Genomic DNA, 17029 nt, shown 5'->3' with positions numbered 1-17029 from the left:
CCCGTTTTTGAGGTCCTTTTTTTGACGAAGGCCTGTAAGCACAACCTTTCCTGATGAAAAAATCAGGGATGCAATCTTCGGGTTTTCAATTCTGTATACTGCGCCGGGAAAACGCTTTGTGTTGAGTTCGCAATTCTCTATTTGTTTGGAAACTTCTTCCAGATTGATTGAATCTGCAATTTCTCCGGAGGCGACGATATTCTCTATTTTCAGGGATTCGTATTTTTTGTCAGCCATTGTATATAATTTCCAGTCTTTTGACGATAATATTAACTGAACTTTTCGTTCAGAGATTTTTTTTGTATATCATCAGGGATGCCGGCCAGATCAACTGATCTTAGCATGATGTACATTGAAGTAATTATTGGCCATCGCAGCAGGTGCCATGAAATGACATAAAATTACATTAATATACCTTCAGGATTAATTTTTCTGTATGAAATACAATGCTGATAACTATTATACTCCGCAGGAGGTAGCTGATGCCCTCAAGGTTGAACCCCGTACTGTTCATTCATGGTTAAGAGACGGGCAGATGAAGGGAGTTAAGGTTGGCAGATTGTGGAGAATTCAGGGAAGTGAGGTTGAACGCGCCAGAAAGAGCGGGTCACTGACTTATGAGCCGGAATGTTCTGTCGCTAAGGAAAAAGCCTATAATATGACTGACTATGATGAGACTTATAGCAATTATTCAATTGATGTTCCGGAATATTTCAATTTTGGATATGATGTTATAGACAAATGGGCTGAAACCGACAGAAACAAACTTGCAATGATATGGGTTAATCAGAAAGGGTTTGAAAAGAAGTATTCATTCCGGGATCTTAAAAACCTTTCAAACCAGGTTGCAAATATTCTCCTGAAATATAATGTTAATAAGGGAGACCGGGTTTTGATTATGCTTCCGCGGATTCCTGAATGGTGGCTGTTTGTAATAGGATTAATAAAACTCGGTGCAGTTGTCTGTCCCTGTCCTGTCCTTTTAACTCCCAAGGATTTGAAATACCGGATTAATGCAGGCAAATTCAGGATGGTGATAACCGACGTTGAGAATGCACCGAAGATAAATGAAATTTGCAATGCATGTCCGACATTAAGAGCAAGAATGGTTGTTGACGGAGAGCTTGAGGGCTGGGCCAGTTATCCTTTTGAGCTTTTATATCCTGCTCCTGTTTCTCATAGATCTGTAAGCATGTCTTCTGATATCAGAACACGCTCTAAAGATCCTATGCTGATTTACTTTACATCGGGAACTACCGGTGAACCGAAGATGGTTCTTCACAATAATGCCTTACCTCTGGGTCATAAGGTGACTGCAGAATTATGGCATGATCTTACACCAAATGATGTTCATTTCACATCTTCTGATACCGGATGGGCCAAATGTGCGTGGGGAAAGATCTTTGGGCAGTGGATTGCCGGTGCATGTCTGCTGGTTATTGATTTTAGGGGCAGGTTTGAGGCCACTCAGCTTCTCCCGTTTATTGAAAAGTATGAGGTCACGAGTTTTTGCTGTCCGCCGACTGTATACCGGATGTTAATTCTTGCAGATTTAAGTAAATTTGATCTCTCTGAACTGCGTCACTGCACAAGTGCAGGTGAGCCTCTAAACCCTGAAGTTATAAAAATCTGGGAGGAGGGGACAGGTCTTACAATTCATGAGGGATACGGTCAGACAGAGACCTGTTGTGCTGTAGCATCATTCACCTGTATAACGAACAAACCGGGTTCTATGGGAAAACCTTCCCCCGGGTGGAATGTTGAGCTTCATGATGACAATGGAAAACCTGTCGGAAACTATGATGAGGGAAGAATGGCCATTTCATTAAATCCACGACCTGTTGGTCTTATTGTGGAATATTTGGATAATCCTGAGGCAAATTGCGAATCATTTACTGACGATTTTTATTATACCGGAGATAAGGCTTATCGTGATGATGACGGTTACTTCTGGTTTGTGGGACGCGATGATGATGTCATAAAAAGTTCAGGTTACAGGATTGGTCCGTTTGAGGTGGAATCCGCACTTCTTGAGCATCCTGCAGTAAAGGAGTCTGCTGTTGTGGGCTCGCCTGACAGAATAAGAGGTATGATTGTCAAGGCATTTGTTGTATTAAATGATGGTTTTGATCCGAGTGAATCTCTTGTAAATGAAATACAGGTTTTTGTCAAAAATTTAACAGCTCCTTACAAATATCCACGTTCAATTGATTTTGTTGATGATCTTCCAAAAACACTCTCCGGAAAGATAAAAAGAAATCAGCTTCGCGAAGAGGAGTTAAAAAAATATAAAGGGGAATAACCTCTTTTTTACCAGGAATCTGCGGTTTTGTCTATAAATTTGATGTGATCAATTGCATCCTCGTATTTGATCTTCTGAACCTCAAAACTTTCAAGAATGTCTGCAATTTTGCCTGCACTTTCATTTATGTGCTTAAATGAGGTTTCTGTTTTGTTTTCAGATTTGTTTAGAATATCCAGAACAGGTTCTTTAATATCTAAGATTAGTGAATTTATTTCTTTGAGACTGTCTTCAATATCCTGGAGGCTGCCTGTGATATACCTGGCATGCTCTTTTGCATGAATAATTGATGTGATATCATCTATTAGGGTAGTAATAAAAGCGACCTCTTTTCCATCAAAATTAGGAATTATATTCACTCTGAAGTAATTTATTTCCTTATTCTTTGTTTTAAATGTCTTTATCTTGTTTATTGGCGTGTTTGTCCTGAAAACTTCAACATATTCATCTGCACCGACAAAGAAAGATAATTCTCTTATCTCGTACACTGATCTTGTAAGCTGAAAAGAACTGATCCCCAGTCTTTTTGAGAAGTCTAAAAATTTCTGATTGTACTTCAGAAAATTCATCTCTTTGTCCACTAAAAAGACCATCTCGGTTACAGATTCCAAAAGCTGTACAAAAAGAGTCTCTGATTTCCGGATATCTGTTTTGTCATTTTTTTCGTAATTTAATGAAAATATAAAGTCATTTATCTCTTTTAGGTCATTTACAACAAATCCTGATAAAAGACTTACGGGAATACTTTCCCAGTTTTTCTCCAGAGTTATGGCATCGGGCCATATAATCTCAGACTCTGATTGTTCCTGAATGTTAATATCGGGTTTTGAGGATGTGCTGAATATTTCCGATATTTTTCTGCCGATTATTTTGTCTTTATCTGTTCCTATTAATTCTATTGCAGAAAGATTTGCACGGTTTATTACACCTTTGGTATCAGTTGAGATCAGTGCAGTATTTAGATTTGAAATTGTTTTTGCAACTGAATCTGAAGTTTTTTCAGAACCATTGGCAGATTTTATCGTTGATGTTACCTTATGTTTATGAATGGCCATCTCGATATTTCCAAAGAGTTCGCGTTCCTTGAAGGGTTTTATAAGAAAGCCTGCCGGTTTTAATTCAACTGCTCTCTCAACAGTTGTCCTGTCGGAATTTCCTGTTAAAAATATTATGGGGATATCATAAAGCTGCATTATCTTCCTGGCCGCATCAATTCCATCCATGTCGCCTTTTAGTCTTACGTCCATCAGCACAAGATCAGGTTTTTTATCTCCTGCTGTCTGGATTGCATCGTACCCGTTTATCACAGAACCGACAACATTGTAGCCCAGTTTTTTTAGCGTGGCGCGAATTTCCATTGCAATTATCATTTCATCTTCGACAATCAGTATCCTGCTTCCTTTCATATCCTAAAATCTCCCCTACAATTTTACTGATTTTTGCATCCCTTTTGGTATTGTGATTATAAATTCTGTTCCTGAATCGTTTTTGATCTCAATTGTTCCTTCGAGCTGTAATGTAAGATTATATATAAGCTGCATTCCCAGTGATTCTGAATTTTCATAGTCATAGGATTCGGGAAAACCTTTCCCGTTGTCTTTTACGACAAGACGATAACTATCGTTTTCATATTCGGAAAATCCTATGCGGATTTCTCCGCCCGGTTCGTCAAATGCGTATTTTAATGCATTTGTAATAATTTCGTTTACAATAAGTCCGCATGGTATTGCAGTGTCTATTTCCAGTGCGATATTTTCATCACAGTCACAAATCATTTTGATTTCTTTTTCTTCTGCACCGTATTCGTCGGCGAGGTGCATCTGGAGTGTCGATATGTAATCCTTAAAGTTTATTTTTGCAAGGCTTTCAGACTTGTAAAGCTTCTCATGTATCATTGCCATGGAAAAAACCCTGCTCCTGCAGTCTAAAAGCACCTCATGCATCTCCTGGCTATCAGACTGCATATCTTTTAGTTTGAGAATACTCGCAATGATTTGAAGATTGTTTTTGACCCTGTGGTGTATCTCTTTTAACAGAATTTCTTTTTCCTTTAGGGATTCTATTATATATTGCTGATTTTTTTGTTCGATCTCTTTTAAGGCGTTTTCTGTTTTAACGAGTTCTGTAATATTTGAGACAATTCCCTCTATTGTCTGTGGATTTCCGTTGTCATCTTTGATTACACGTCCCTGATCCCAGACCCATCTCTCTTCACCTTTGGCAGTCAGAAATCTGTACCTGGTATCATAGTGCCCGTTATTTTTGAGTGATTTCTGTATGGCATTACTAAATTTTTCAAAATCTTCGGGATGAATTATTGATTTAAGGTCAATTGACTTTCCTTCTATAATATCAGACTGTGAGTACCCTGTAAGCTCATAGAAACCCTCACTTAAATATTCGGCAGAAAAATTATTGTCAATTTTGCACCTGTATGCCATTCCTGAGAAATTCTGCATCAGTTTTGCAAGTTTCTTTTCAGATGCACTCAGTGCGGTTTCTGCCTCTCTCAGTCTGGTGAGATCTATTATTGCAAGTCTTATTCCAGTATTTTTTCCTTTCTCTGTAATCAAATTTGAATATACCATTATTGGAAACTTTGATCCGTCTTTTTTGATTGCAGTGAATTCTGAAACTGATTCTTCAAGTTTGTTGGTTGTCAGTTTGTCAAGTGTCTCAATAGCTTTTTTGTGGTTTTCCGGGATAATATAATCGAGAATATGCACCCCCTTTTCAATATCCTCCTTAGTGAAACCAAAAGTTTTAAGGCCTTTTTTATTGATGAAAGATACTTTCATGTCGGGGTCTGCTTCTGCAATTGTCTGGGGGAGTAGATCTGCAAGTTCCCTGTATTTTTTCTCACTTTGTTTCAGTTTTTCGGAAAATTCAATATGTTCTGTGACATCCGAAAATGAGGCCATTATATTGCCTGAAAATTCTGATTCATTTGATTTCTCATATGATATAAATGTAATAATATTCTTTTTGAAATCATTATCTGGATTATTTATTTTTATGTCAACCAGAAAGGATTTGATATGTTCTCCTGATTTGAATCCGGCAAATTTTTTTGAAATTTCCAATTGTGATTCTTCTGAAAAAAATCTGGCATTTTTTATATTTTCCCCTTTTAGGAGTTCTCTTTTATAGCCATAAACTGTTTCAAATTCATCATTAATATCAGTTATAATGCCTTCCTCGCTGAATGCTATCAATGGATTTGGATTGTTTTTAAACAGTTTTTTGAATTTGAATTCGTTTTTTTCCATCTCGTTGCATGCAAAAGAGAGAATTGTTGCAACTCCTGCCATCATAAATGCTGTAATTAGCGATTCGCTAAATAAAAAAGGATCTTTTAAGAAATAAACCGAGATTATAATGGATAGTGCAATAAGTCCCAAAGAGAAAAACAGTCCTTTTTTTGGATAAAATTTTGTTGCAAGAATGATTGGGAGGTAATATAGCTGTAGCCCGATAATTACTGCAAAATCAATAACATAACAAAAAATATTGATAAGAATAACTGAAATTGCAATGGAAATTATAATGAGGACTCTGTGACTGTCAGAGAATATATTGTTGTTTTCTGAGATGTTCATATTGGGTGCCCCGTAATATTTGAATTATGTCTCAAATTATCTGTTAAAACTGTATTGTATATAGCTGTTCTCTTTATATTATATAAAAAAGTAATTATTTCGTTTTATTTTCAATATAGGGGCCCAAATACTAATAATTCCCTGGTGGTAAGCTGGATTTGCGTACCGGTTTTGATAAGCAATCCGGAATTTAATGTATAAAACATATAGCCGTCCTTGATCTGAATTCAGATTGATTTTTTATTATCAATCTGGTTCGTTCAAATGATGACTTTTATATTATATGCACCACAATTAATTTGTATATGGTGCGATTTTCAGTCACGATGGATGATGAACTTGTTGAAAAAATTGACAAAGTTTTGGTTCCTTTGGGAAAATCCCGATCTGAATGGATAAATGAGGCATGCAGTGACGGGATATCAGGTGCGGTTGTACCGGGGGGAGGTCAGTGTGTTGAGAATATTCTAAGACTTCGGGAAAAGATTCCACAGGATCTTCCAAATATGACCGATTATGATCTCCTGTATAAGAATTTCAGAATCGAAGTTCCGGAATTCTTTAATTTCGGTTTTGATGTAATCGATGCATGGGCAAAGATTGACCGGAATAAAAGGGCGATGGTATGGATTAATCCGAGTGGTTATGAAAAGACCTATTCTTTCAGACAACTTATGAACCGCTCGAATCAGGCTGCAAATATGCTTCTGAAATACGGGATAAAAAAAGGTGATCGTGTTGCATTAATGATGCCACGTCTTCCCGAGTGGTGGTTCTTTGCGATTGCATGTATTAAGCTTGGTGCAATCTTTGTTCCATGTCCTACGATGCTTACAACTAAAGATCTGATATACAGGGCAAATATTGCCGGTATAAAAATGATTATTACTGACATGGAAAATGCACCGAAAATTGAGGAAATCTGTTCCGAGTGCCCTTCCTTACAGTCGCGTCTTGTTGTTGATGGTGTTCGTGAAGGATGGATAAGCTATCTTGTGGAGCTTGATTATCCGGCACCGGTCTCAAGTAAATTTGTCACAAGCGGTCTTGAAAAGACCCGCTCCTCAGATCCGATGGTGATCTATTTCACATCAGGAACAACCGGTGAGGCAAAGATGGTCCTTCATGATCATGCACTTCCGCTTGGTCATCTTACAACCGGAGCATACTGGCTTGATTTAAAGCTAAATGATGTACATCTGACTCTTTCTGATACCGGGTGGGCTAAATCTTCCTGGGGGAAGTTTTTTGGTCCGTGGATTCAGGGAGCATGCAGTCTGGTTTATGATTTCAGGGGAAAATTCAACGCAACCGAGATTCTTCCCATACTTGAGAAATATGAGGTGACAACATTCTGCTGTCCGCCGACGATATACAGGATGCTGATTATGGCAGATCTTGACAAGTTTGATCTGACATCTCTTCGCCACTGTGTCAGCGCCGGTGAACCACTCAATCCTGAGGTTATAAAGATCTGGAAAGAGGGAACCGGCCTTACAATATATGAAGGATACGGCCAGACCGAACTTACTCTCTGTATCGGGACATTCCCATGCATGGAGGCAAAACCCGGTTCGATGGGAAGGCCTTCTCCCGGGTGGAGAATAGAGCTTCACGATGACGACGGAAAACCTGTGAAAGAGTGTGAGGTCGGAAGAATGGCGGTTCACATGAATCCGAAACCTGTCGGGATGTTTATGAAATATCTTGACAATCCTGAGGCAAATGAAGAGTCATTTTTTGGTGATTTCTACTATACAGGCGACAAGGCGTACATGGATAAAGACGGATACTTCTGGTTTGTCGGGAGAAGTGACGACGTCATTAAAAGTTCAGGCTACAGAATCGGGCCGTTTGAGGTGGAATCGGCAATTATGGAGCATCCTTCTGTAAAGGAGGTTGCAGTAGTTGGCACACCCGACCCTATACGTGGAATGATTGTAAAGGCATTTGCAATATTAAATGACGGATATGATCCTACAGACGCTCTTGTTCGTGATATACAAAAGTATGTCAAGACAACAACTGCACCTTACAAGTACCCGCGTGAGATTGAGTTTGTTGAGGATCTTCCTAAGACAATATCCGGAAAGATAAGGAGAAATGTTCTTCGGGATGCCGAGATAAAAAAGCATGTTGAAAGCATGTCTTCGGACACTTCAAAAAATACTGATAAAACTGATAAGAAAAAGGCAAAGAAGTCAAAATAAACCGCACAATATTCTGAATAATCTGAATCACTTCAATAATTTTGGATAATACAGAATAAATTTTCATTCAATTTTTCAAAAATTTTGTTAAAAAATTTTTAAAATCGCATTTTTTAAAGATTCAGGATTTCAGAGGCTTTAAAATCTCTCTATTAGATAATAAAAACCAAAGTTTATGTCCTAAAAGAGTCAATTAAGTAAAGAAGGGCGAGAGTTGCCAAGCCTGGTCAAAGGCGCCAGGTTCAGATCCTGGTCTCGTAGGAGTCCGCAGGTTCAAATCCTGCCTCTCGCATTTTTTCTGTTTTTGTATTAAGACAGACTTTGCAGGGATGGACAAGCATCCCTGCTTCAGTTGTTTTTTTCTTTAACTATATGGAATTGGGAGATATTAAGGGATTTATTTACTTTTATCCCTGGAGCTTTTAAAAATAATTGTAATTTGTTAAAATATCTTAGTTCAACCAAGTTTCCATACAGGTGGAGTATATACACTCCCCAGATTTGCCTGGATGTATGCATCTTCAAGTGTGAGGCTCTCCGGGACTTCGTATATCAAAAATCCCATCCTCTTCTCATATCTGCCGATAGAACCTCCGTAATAGTCATCCCAAAGATTGTATGGCTTTGTAATCTGTGCTGTCGCACCATCTCTTTCCTCAAGTGATGAGTAGAAATTCCCGTCATACCATATGTTTATGCTTCCGGATGGTGGTGCCCCGAGTTCTCTTGAAGTTCCGTTATGCTTCACCCACAGTTCAATAAACACAAATTTGTTGCCCGCAGTTGGTTTAAATTCCCAGTCGTATCCGTGCTCAACAGAATGGAACCAGTAGGAATTTTCAATCCATGCATCATCAACAGACATTATTCTTGCGTTTTTTTCATCACCATATGCATACTTCTCTTTTAAGCTTAGTGCATCCGGAAACGGAATTATATTCTGCTCTGGTGTCTCTGCAGGGGTGGTATCTGCAGGGAGTGGTGTTATTTCCTGTGTCTGTTGTGAATCCAGATTGCCGGCTTCGTCAGATTCCGGCATCTGAACGCAGCCGCAGGCAAAAATCAGAATGACAACAAAGATGAATGCAATTTTTTTCATTATTTTCTTATCGTAATTAAAAGGATATAATGTTTATTTTAAATGTCATAAACAGAATCACACTGATTCCTGCTATAGGTAAATAGATATTAATTCAGAACAATTGAAGTAAATAACCCGGATTGCAGTAATTCAAAATAAATATGGCTAAAACAGTCGTATGAACTATCAGAAATATGTAAACAAGCAAAAATTTTGTTTTCTGTGTTTTATGTCTTATAGTTTTCATAGCCGTAAATGCTCCAAATGGTCCAATAAAAGAAAAAACCAGGAGTTTGTTCTCAGAAGTTCTCCATTTTCCCTTTACAGCTTTTCTTTTATCGTTTACAAATATAAAAAATGAGATTACATTTAAAGCCAGATATACTCCGGCAGCAATTAAGAAAGTCTCGATACCTATCAGTCCTTTTTAATAATTTATGTGTCCCTCAATATATCAGGTACGCTGATAAAGTCAGGGATTACCTGAATAACCGGTGTTTTTTGCATTTTTTTACTTTCTGTTTTTAACATCAGAAAGAACTGAGTAATGGTCACCGTAATTACAGCAGGATTCTATCATTGGGATAAATGTGATTATGTTTGCGATTCTGCCCCACTTATATTGTCATTAGGGGGAGTTAAAGAAATAATGACATTTAGAAGAGCAATATTTTACACTATTTATTTACAATATGAGTTCAAATTAATTTATCATGAAAATTACCTCTGGTTTTTTCATTCAATTGCCTGAAATATGAGTTATATAAGCGGTTTTACAGAGTAATAATTAAAGAAGAGTGATTTTTTGCAGCCATACGATAATAGTTACAAAAGTGCGGGTTTATCTGCACCGAAAGTAAGGGTAGGAGGTCAGCTGTATTATCTGATTTCTGATAATGAAAATATGTCATTGCAGCAGGTTTCATCTCCTGATGTTACTCCGTATGTTTATCCATATAATGTAATGTCGGGAATAAATCCTGTAGAAAACGAGTATTATGAACCCTGTATTGAAGTGACAATAAATTATGACGGCGGAGATGCTGCTGTTATGGTTATGGTCTTTGAATCAGAAGAAGAGAGAAATTTAACACTCTCCCAGATTCAGAATTCTTCTGCAGGTCCCGTTTCAGGCGATAATTACGGTCAGGATACGGGTTTTTCTGATAATTATAGTTCACAGGGCTATTATGAACCTGATCCTGTTGAAAAAAATGCAGGCGGATATGAGAGTTATAATGATTATGAATCACGCTATTCAGGTTATGATTCATATGATTCAGGTGACACAAAGACCTTTGATGAGTATAAATATTCTCAGGGCGGTCTTTCCCTTATTGATAAGGTTAAGGGATTTTTGAGATATCCCGGTGAAACATTTGAGTCTGTATCTTCTGATGAATTACAGTCCGGAATCATATATGCAGCATTAATGCTTGCGTTATTCTCTGTTGTTAATGTTTTATTATCAGCTGTAATTGCATCTGCGGTTGCACCTGATAATCTCATATATGGTGTTCTTTTAAGTAAAATTCCAGAACTTATAAGACTGGTTCTGGAATATTTCATATTTGGTGCATTGTGCATACTGGTATACGGGCTGCTTGTATTTTTGATGACAAAGATAACACGTCAGGAGTTTTATCTTACAGAGTCCCTGCAGATGACTATGTATTCCACAACTTCTCTTGGGACTGTAGGACTTATTCCTCTGTTTGGAGTATTTTTAGCACCAGTCTGGATGGTGTTTTTGCAGTATAAGGGTCTTTATGACGGCCTGAATGCAGATTCTAAATGGGCTGTGCTTTCAGCAGTTGTTCCTGCAGTGGTCATGTTTTTCTTATTCTATTATGTTGTGATTAGCGGAGAGGTGGCTTTCATATGAAATATAAACGGTATTTTGAGATATATCTCTTAATTGCATTTATTGCATCACTTGTTCTGGTGATTCCCGTAAGTGCGGATCTTGAGCCTGATTTTGACTGGGAAGTTTACAGGATAGATACAGAAGACTGGACTGATTATTCTGATTATATAAAATATGACGGGATAATATACGAGGTTCATTTTACTGATTTAACATCGGGTGATGTGAATGGATATGACTGGGAATTTGGTGACAACGACTGGTTTGGATCAGATGATATGGATCCTGTCAAGATCTTTACGACGGAAGAGGCTGAAGATGATGATTATACTATAAGGGTTAAGCTTACTGTAACAGACAGTTCCAGTATTCCATATGATACCTATAAAACAGTATATCTGGACCCGGATGATCCCTGGAATCTTAAAACGGTATATGATCTTACACCTGAACCAACTGCAACACCAACCCCTGTCCCGACCGTTGCACCAACAGCTGCTCCGACAGTAGCTCCCACACCTGTTCCTACACCCGCAGCATCCCATACATATGAGGTGCCGGGGATCTCAAAAGAGATGATAAAACTTCAGGACAGTTTTGGGAATTATATTAATCTTATAAAAGTATTTTTAGGAAAGATTGGAATTCAGATGGAATAATTTTCAATTAATAAATTTTTATAATTACGTTAACAGATGGATACTTTTTTTGAGAAATATACTTTTTTTTAAAATTTAAATTAATTCCTGCAAGAAAAAATTAATCTGAATATAATAAAAGAGTTCTTAATATCAGAGTCTGCATTTTCCACATCTTTCAATTGTGGCCGCAATTATGAGTGAAAGAACAGATACCGCAAGAAATGCAGGGAAGTAACCGGAATACTGTGCGATTATTCCTGCAAAGAAAGGAAGAAATGTCATACCTGCATAGGCGGATGTATTAAAGAGTCCGACCACTGTTCCCTGCCTATATCCGGTATCTGCAAGAAAATCCATCTGTGCTATCATAACAAATCCGGCAATAGCGCCAATAAACGCAAAGACAATTATTGTTAGAAAAGTGTCTGAGAAAGGAATAAAGTAACCGGAGATAACAAAAAATGCCATCATGACTGCACCAGATCTGATCGAAGGTATCGGCCTTAAGTTCAGTCTCGGTGCAAAAAGTGCGGCAAAAATCGTTGCAACATTCATAGCACCTATTTGCATGCTTAATATCAGCGGTTCGCCGTCTGAAAAGTCCGGGTAAAGGGAAGTAATGACGCCTGTAGCACCGGTGAGTATTATTACTGAAACATACAGCCATCTGAAATCTTTTGCAATAATAACCGGATTTCCTACTTTCTCGGTTCTGTTAAAAACGTCCTTTGAATAGATACTGGCAATTAAGGGAAGGACTGATAAAACAGTAAATATCAGAATTCCTCCTGTTGCACCGAGATGGGTATTTAATAGTCCGGATGACAAAAGTCCTAAAACCAGGCCCAGATTTAAGCATGCGAAGAAATATCCTGCAAGTTTTTTATGATCCGGCTGTTCGTTCACCCATGACATTGCACAGGATATAAACAGGCCGGCAGAAATTCCCTCGATCAGTCTTGCACCGGTTATCATAAGGGGATCTTGGAATAAGAGTAGTATAATGCCTGAAAAAAATGTAAATATAAGGCCTGCCCGGATAAGCGGCATCTTTCCGATTCTGTCTGAGAGAATTCCGGCCGGAAGTACTGTCAGAAATGCACCAAAGAAGTATGCTGAAAATATTGCCCCCTGAATGGCAGGCATCTCATCTGCAAAGAACGGGAGAACAGGCACTATCGCGTTTGAAAGCGCCATTATTGTAAACACTCCCAGAAGAATTGTTAATCTTATTCTCATATGCGGCCTCTGCCGGTTAAAAAATAATTTTATCCGGATTATTATACCATGCGGTATGTTTCAAGATTTTTTGGTGAGTGTGTCTCGATTCTGAATCTTTTATAGATCGAGCTTGCAAGATCAATAGTGCTCTTTTCGTCGCCGTGAATTGTAAATATCTTCTCAGGTCTTGGGTTTAAGTGGTTCACAAAGGCCATAAGCTGCCTTCTGTCAGAGTGTCCGGAAAATCCGTCTACTGTCTGAATTTCAAGGTTTAAGACAATTGTTTCACGTCTTCCCATCGGAACCTCTTTCCAGCCTTTCTGAATTCTGCGTCCTCTTGTACCGTCAGCCTGGTATCCTACAAAGATTAAGGTATTTTCCTCATATGGTGCAAGTGCATAGAGATATTCCATTACCGGTCCGCCGTTTAGCATACCGCTTGTTGTGATAATGATGCAGGGGTCGCTGCCTATTACTTCCTGCCTGATTGAGGGTGAATCAACCTGGACGAAACATTCTGAGAGGAAAGGATTCATTCCTTCCTGGAATATCTGTTTTCTTAGATCAGGATTTAAATATTCAGGGTATGTTGTGTGAATGGCAGTAGCCTCTTTTATCATTCCGTCAAGGTAGACTTTCACCTTTGGAATCTTTTCAAGACGCATACCTTCCTCAATCGCAAGCATAACCTCCTGTGATCTTCCTACAGCAAAAGCAGGGATTATTACCTTTCCTTTACGGTTTATTGTTTTGTTAATAATTTCGTAGAGTTTTTCCTCTGCTTCCTTCTTTGAAGGCTGAAAGTCCTCTGAACCACCGTATGTGCTCTCCATAAATACAGCTTCCAGACGCGGGAACTGTGATGTTGCAGGCCCGAAAAGTCTTGTCTTTCCATAGTTGAAGTCGCCTGTGAATGCAATATTGTAAAGGCCGTCTCCGACATGGAAATGTGCTATTGCAGAACCTAAAATGTGTCCTGCGTTATGATATGTAAGTTTAACATCCGGTGCGATATCAGTTACACTGCCATAATTTAAGGTAATGGATTTCTTAATGTATTCCTGTATTTCTTTTGAAGAGTAAGGAACTTTGTTCAATTCATTGTTGACTACATCAAGATAATCGAGCTGAAGCATAACAGCAAGATCCCTTGTTGCAGGGGTGCTGTAGACCGGCCCTTCATATCCATATTTATAAAGCATCGGGACAAGTGCACAGTGATCAAGGTGAGCATGTGTAAGGACAACTGCGTCAAGAGTATTTAAGGGATATATTTCAGGAACATAAAGATAGGGGAATCCGTCAGAACTTCCTGGCTTTTCTCCGCAGTCAATTAATATCTTGCTCTCCGGAGTTGTTAAGAGAAATGCTGCTCTTCCTACTTCCCTGCAGCAGCCGAGTGTTGTGACACGGACCCATTTGTCCTTGCTTGTCAGATCCCTGTGAATTCTCCTGCCGATTGATCTTAAAAATGTCTTTCTTTCATCCTTTACTGCACGTAAGAATTGTCTGGTCTGTTTAACAGTAGAGCTTTCTATAGGGGGTGTTCTTACGACCTTTGGTGTCCATCCGATCTCTTTTGTGATATCCCTTAAGGTTGTCCCGTTTTTTCCTATGACAACGCCTGGTTTTTCGGCCTCAATTAACACTTCTCCGGTATCCGGATCAAAGAAAATATCGGTGATACCGGCTCCTTCAGGTACAACTGCTTTTACTTTTGTTGCCGCTATTTCAGGATCTTCAAGGACATTAGGTCTGACAACTATTCTTTTTCTTAGATCTCTTGCAAGAACTTTGATCAGATCTGCTTCATCTGCAAATTTCTTTGGATCATCTGTATAGATTACAAGTTCCGGCCCTTCGAATTCAACTTCGGATACATTTATACCGGCCGGTACTTTTGCGTTAATCTTATCCTTTAGCTCTTTAAGCCTGTCTTCAATTAGCATAAAATACGTCCCAAAAAAAAGAAAAAAGGTTATATTGACTAGTTTGCAATTCCTTTCTTGCTGGACTCTTCATATTTATCTTTTGTTATAACAACTATACTTATATCTTCACCGGATGCAGAATCTCTCCTCATTGCCGATTTTAGTGCTCTTGTAGCAAGATTTATTGTATCTTTTTCATTCATTCCTTTTTCATAGCGGTCTTCCAGTACACCGTATGCAAACGGAGAACCTGACCCTGTTGCTACGATATTATCTTCAGGTGAAGCACCGCCCATTGCATCGACAGAATAGACAGACGGCCCGTTCTTGTCAACGCCGCCTACTAAAAGCTGCACATAGTATGGCATCATTCTGTGCTGGTTCAGTACATTACTGAGAAGTGATGCTGCTGCACCAACAGCCATTGGTCTTCCTCTTCTGATGTCGTATAAACTGCACTCAACCTGCATTAAGCGTGCAAGCTGTTGTGCGTCTCCAACACCTCCGGCTGTAGTCATACCAATCCTGTCGCCTATCTGGTATACTTTTTTTGCCGTTTTGCTGGCAATCATATTGCCCATCGTGGCTCTTCTTTCGGTGGCAAGTACTATACCGTCATCGAAAACAAGCCCGACTGTTGTTGTTCCTTTTAATATTTCGGGGCTTTGCTGCATAATAGAATACACTCCCAAGATTAAATGAAGAGTTAGAAAGAGTATAAAAAACGCTTCAGATATACAGATGTTATTATCTGCATTAAATGTTTTTGTATATCTAATGCGAATTCATTATTTCTAATCTCAAAGCCGGCAATCTGCCGGCTGATTTTCTTTAACTTAAAAAATTATAAAGATAATTTATTAGTTTTCTATCAGGACTTTTATAAGTTCGCGATCAAAAAGCATGGATGTCATCTTTTTGTCACCGTTTATAACCGGAAGCTGATCCACTCTTGAGCGTTTCATCTTAAGAGCACAATCGCTTACATCGGCATTCTGCGGTACTGCAACGACTTCTTTTACCATAGCATCTTTTACGAGTTTATCCGGAAGCTGAACTTTGGAAATACCAAATGATATGGTATGTAAATCCCTTATACTTTCCCAGGTCCATTCGTCATCATCTGTGCCGTTAGAAAGATCACTTACCTCAACACTGTCCTCAATCATTGCATGTCTTATAAGATCACGTTCAGAGATTATGCCGGTTAACATTGATTCCCTGTTAAGGATAGGAACTGCATCAAATCCTGAAATCTCCATAATCCTGCCAACAAGAGGGAGTGGTGTGTCTTCCCATAATGCAAATGTGGGTTTTGTATATCCTGTTTTTATTTCTGCTGTAAACTTCATCTGTGCAATTGCACTTATGAGATCTGCAATGCTTATAATTCCCTTAAGAATTCCATTTTCCACAACAGGAAGCCTTCTGAACTTGTTCTCGTCCATTATTTTTGCTGCTTCGTTTATTGTGGCATCAGGGGATATCGTATAGGGATCTGATGTCATCAGAAGACTAAGCTGAGTTTCATCAGGCTTTCTTAAAAGATCCTTTCTTGTAATGATACCCACAAGTTCACCATCTTTTGTGACAGTAACCCCGCTTATACCTGTCCTTTTTAAAATCCTTAATACATCATCCCTGTTTCCTGGTGTTTCTACAGAAACTACGTCCTCAATCATATAATCCCGGACAATTTTATGTTCTATAATCTCACCACCATGGTTGATACCTTACTGTTGCGGATAACAAATTCAGTAACACTGCCTAAGATGAGACGGTCAATGTCGCTCTTACCTGTTGAGCCCATAACTATCAGATCAGCATTTATTTCCTCAGCCATTTTGATTATTTCTTCCCCCGCATGTCCCTGTTTTATATGGGTTTTAAGCTCCACATTGTGTGTTTTTGCTAATTTTTCCCCCTCAGAAAATGCGTTTTTCCCGACTGTTTCAAGTTTGCTGTATAAAAGTTCCATTGCACTGTCGGTTGGAATAGATTTGAATCCTCCTGTCTCAATGATATATACTGCATTAAGATTTGAGTCCCGAATCTTTGACTCGTTAATAGCTGCCTCAAGAGCCTTTTCACTGGCTTTTGAACCGTCCATTGCTACGAGAATGGTTTTAAACATAAATTCCCTCCTCAAAATTGTGATATAAGAATTATTTATTTTT

General features: G+C 38.6%; 14 protein-coding genes and 1 tRNA gene. 5 read left to right on the top strand and 10 right to left on the bottom strand.

What is annotated here, in order from left to right; genetic code table 11:
- A partial coding sequence (locus tag ACTB1O_RS00075; RefSeq protein ID WP_462993096.1) for a TATA-box-binding protein occupies nt 1-237 on the bottom strand: 237 nt, incomplete at its 3' end.
- Nucleotides 238-436: 199 nt separating this feature from the next.
- On the opposite strand from ACTB1O_RS00075, the gene ACTB1O_RS00070 reads away from it, so the two are divergent.
- Entirely contained in the window at nt 437-2302 is a 1866-nt protein-coding gene (locus tag ACTB1O_RS00070; RefSeq protein WP_462993095.1) for an AMP-binding protein, read from the top strand.
- A gap of 8 nt (nt 2303-2310) precedes the next feature.
- On the opposite strand, the gene ACTB1O_RS00065 is transcribed toward ACTB1O_RS00070, so the two are convergent.
- Nucleotides 2311-3708: a response regulator gene (locus ACTB1O_RS00065; protein WP_462993094.1), complete on the bottom strand. Its 1398-nt coding sequence runs from the start codon at nt 3706-3708 to the stop codon at nt 2311-2313.
- Between the two features lie 15 nt (nt 3709-3723).
- A complete protein-coding gene (locus tag ACTB1O_RS00060; protein ID WP_462993093.1) occupies nt 3724-5901 on the bottom strand; it encodes a PAS domain-containing sensor histidine kinase in 2178 nt (725 codons plus the stop codon).
- Nucleotides 5902-6206: 305 nt separating this feature from the next.
- On the opposite strand from ACTB1O_RS00060, the gene ACTB1O_RS00055 reads away from it, so the two are divergent.
- Together ACTB1O_RS00055 and ACTB1O_RS00050 are read left to right on the top strand one after the other, a co-directional pair.
- Nucleotides 6207-8111 carry an AMP-binding protein gene (locus ACTB1O_RS00055; RefSeq protein ID WP_462993092.1) on the top strand — a complete coding sequence of 635 codons (1905 nt, stop codon included), beginning with the start codon at nt 6207-6209 and terminating at the stop codon, nt 8109-8111.
- Between the two features lie 207 nt (nt 8112-8318).
- Nucleotides 8319-8403 (top strand) — tRNA-Leu (locus ACTB1O_RS00050).
- Nucleotides 8404-8568: 165 nt separating this feature from the next.
- Here ACTB1O_RS00050 and ACTB1O_RS00045 read toward each other — a convergent pair.
- Both ACTB1O_RS00045 and ACTB1O_RS00040 read right to left on the bottom strand, forming a co-directional pair.
- Complete coding sequence (locus tag ACTB1O_RS00045) at nt 8569-9210, bottom strand: hypothetical protein (RefSeq protein ID WP_462993091.1); 642 nt, start codon at nt 9208-9210, stop codon at nt 8569-8571.
- 94 nt (nt 9211-9304) lie between these two features.
- Nucleotides 9305-9556 carry a DUF1294 domain-containing protein gene (locus tag ACTB1O_RS00040; protein WP_462993097.1) on the bottom strand — a complete coding sequence of 84 codons (252 nt, stop codon included), beginning with the start codon at nt 9554-9556 and terminating at the stop codon, nt 9305-9307.
- 441 nt (nt 9557-9997) lie between these two features.
- Here ACTB1O_RS00040 and ACTB1O_RS00035 point away from each other — a divergent pair, with 441 nt between their 5' ends.
- Both ACTB1O_RS00035 and ACTB1O_RS00030 read left to right on the top strand, forming a co-directional pair.
- Entirely contained in the window at nt 9998-11077 is a 1080-nt protein-coding gene (locus ACTB1O_RS00035) for a Yip1 family protein (protein ID WP_462993090.1), read from the top strand.
- A complete protein-coding gene (locus ACTB1O_RS00030; protein WP_462993089.1) occupies nt 11074-11718 on the top strand; it encodes a hypothetical protein in 645 nt (214 codons plus the stop codon). The genes ACTB1O_RS00035 and ACTB1O_RS00030 overlap by 4 nt, the downstream gene beginning before the upstream one ends.
- Nucleotides 11719-11850: 132 nt before the next feature.
- Here the strand turns inward: ACTB1O_RS00030 and ACTB1O_RS00025 are convergent, their stop codons facing one another.
- The 5 genes from ACTB1O_RS00025 to ACTB1O_RS00005 all read right to left on the bottom strand — a co-directional run bounded on the left by ACTB1O_RS00025 (nt 11851) and on the right by ACTB1O_RS00005 (nt 16986).
- A complete protein-coding gene (locus ACTB1O_RS00025) occupies nt 11851-12939 on the bottom strand; it encodes an MFS transporter (protein ID WP_462993088.1) in 1089 nt (362 codons plus the stop codon).
- Nucleotides 12940-12980: 41 nt separating this feature from the next.
- Nucleotides 12981-14870 carry a beta-CASP ribonuclease aCPSF1 gene (locus ACTB1O_RS00020; protein WP_462993087.1) on the bottom strand — a complete coding sequence of 630 codons (1890 nt, stop codon included), beginning with the start codon at nt 14868-14870 and terminating at the stop codon, nt 12981-12983.
- 38 nt (nt 14871-14908) lie between these two features.
- On the bottom strand, nt 14909-15526 hold the full coding sequence (psmB, locus tag ACTB1O_RS00015; protein WP_462993086.1) for an archaeal proteasome endopeptidase complex subunit beta: 618 nt from the start codon (nt 15524-15526) through the stop codon (nt 14909-14911).
- Nucleotides 15527-15712: 186 nt separating this feature from the next.
- Entirely contained in the window at nt 15713-16534 is an 822-nt protein-coding gene (locus ACTB1O_RS00010) for a CBS domain-containing protein (RefSeq protein ID WP_462993085.1), read from the bottom strand.
- Between the two features lie 23 nt (nt 16535-16557).
- Entirely contained in the window at nt 16558-16986 is a 429-nt protein-coding gene (locus tag ACTB1O_RS00005) for a universal stress protein (protein WP_462993084.1), read from the bottom strand.
- Between the last annotated feature and the right edge of the window lie 43 nt (nt 16987-17029).

The organism is Methanomicrobium sp., assembly GCF_055145805.1.
Note: the sequence above shows the minus strand (reverse complement) of the source record. Positions and strands in the feature narration are given on the sequence as shown.

What these genes read in the sequence shown, in the direction of transcription:
- ACTB1O_RS00070 (WP_462993095.1), top strand. Translation starts at nt 437, where the DNA reads ATGAAATACAATGCTGATAACTATTATACTCCGCAGGAGGTAGCTGAT.
- ACTB1O_RS00065 (WP_462993094.1), bottom strand. Translation starts at nt 3,708, where the DNA reads ATGAAAGGAAGCAGGATACTGATTGTCGAAGATGAAATGATAATTGCA.
- ACTB1O_RS00060 (WP_462993093.1), bottom strand. Translation starts at nt 5,901, where the DNA reads ATGAACATCTCAGAAAACAACAATATATTCTCTGACAGTCACAGAGTC.
- ACTB1O_RS00055 (WP_462993092.1), top strand. Translation starts at nt 6,207, where the DNA reads ATGGTGCGATTTTCAGTCACGATGGATGATGAACTTGTTGAAAAAATT.
- ACTB1O_RS00045 (WP_462993091.1), bottom strand. Translation starts at nt 9,210, where the DNA reads ATGAAAAAAATTGCATTCATCTTTGTTGTCATTCTGATTTTTGCCTGC.
- ACTB1O_RS00030 (WP_462993089.1), top strand. Translation starts at nt 11,074, where the DNA reads ATGAAATATAAACGGTATTTTGAGATATATCTCTTAATTGCATTTATT.
- ACTB1O_RS00025 (WP_462993088.1), bottom strand. Translation starts at nt 12,939, where the DNA reads ATGAGAATAAGATTAACAATTCTTCTGGGAGTGTTTACAATAATGGCG.
- ACTB1O_RS00020 (WP_462993087.1), bottom strand. Translation starts at nt 14,870, where the DNA reads ATGCTAATTGAAGACAGGCTTAAAGAGCTAAAGGATAAGATTAACGCA.
- psmB (WP_462993086.1), bottom strand. Translation starts at nt 15,526, where the DNA reads ATGCAGCAAAGCCCCGAAATATTAAAAGGAACAACAACAGTCGGGCTT.
- ACTB1O_RS00010 (WP_462993085.1), bottom strand. Translation starts at nt 16,534, where the DNA reads ATGATTGAGGACGTAGTTTCTGTAGAAACACCAGGAAACAGGGATGAT.
- ACTB1O_RS00005 (WP_462993084.1), bottom strand. Translation starts at nt 16,986, where the DNA reads ATGTTTAAAACCATTCTCGTAGCAATGGACGGTTCAAAAGCCAGTGAA.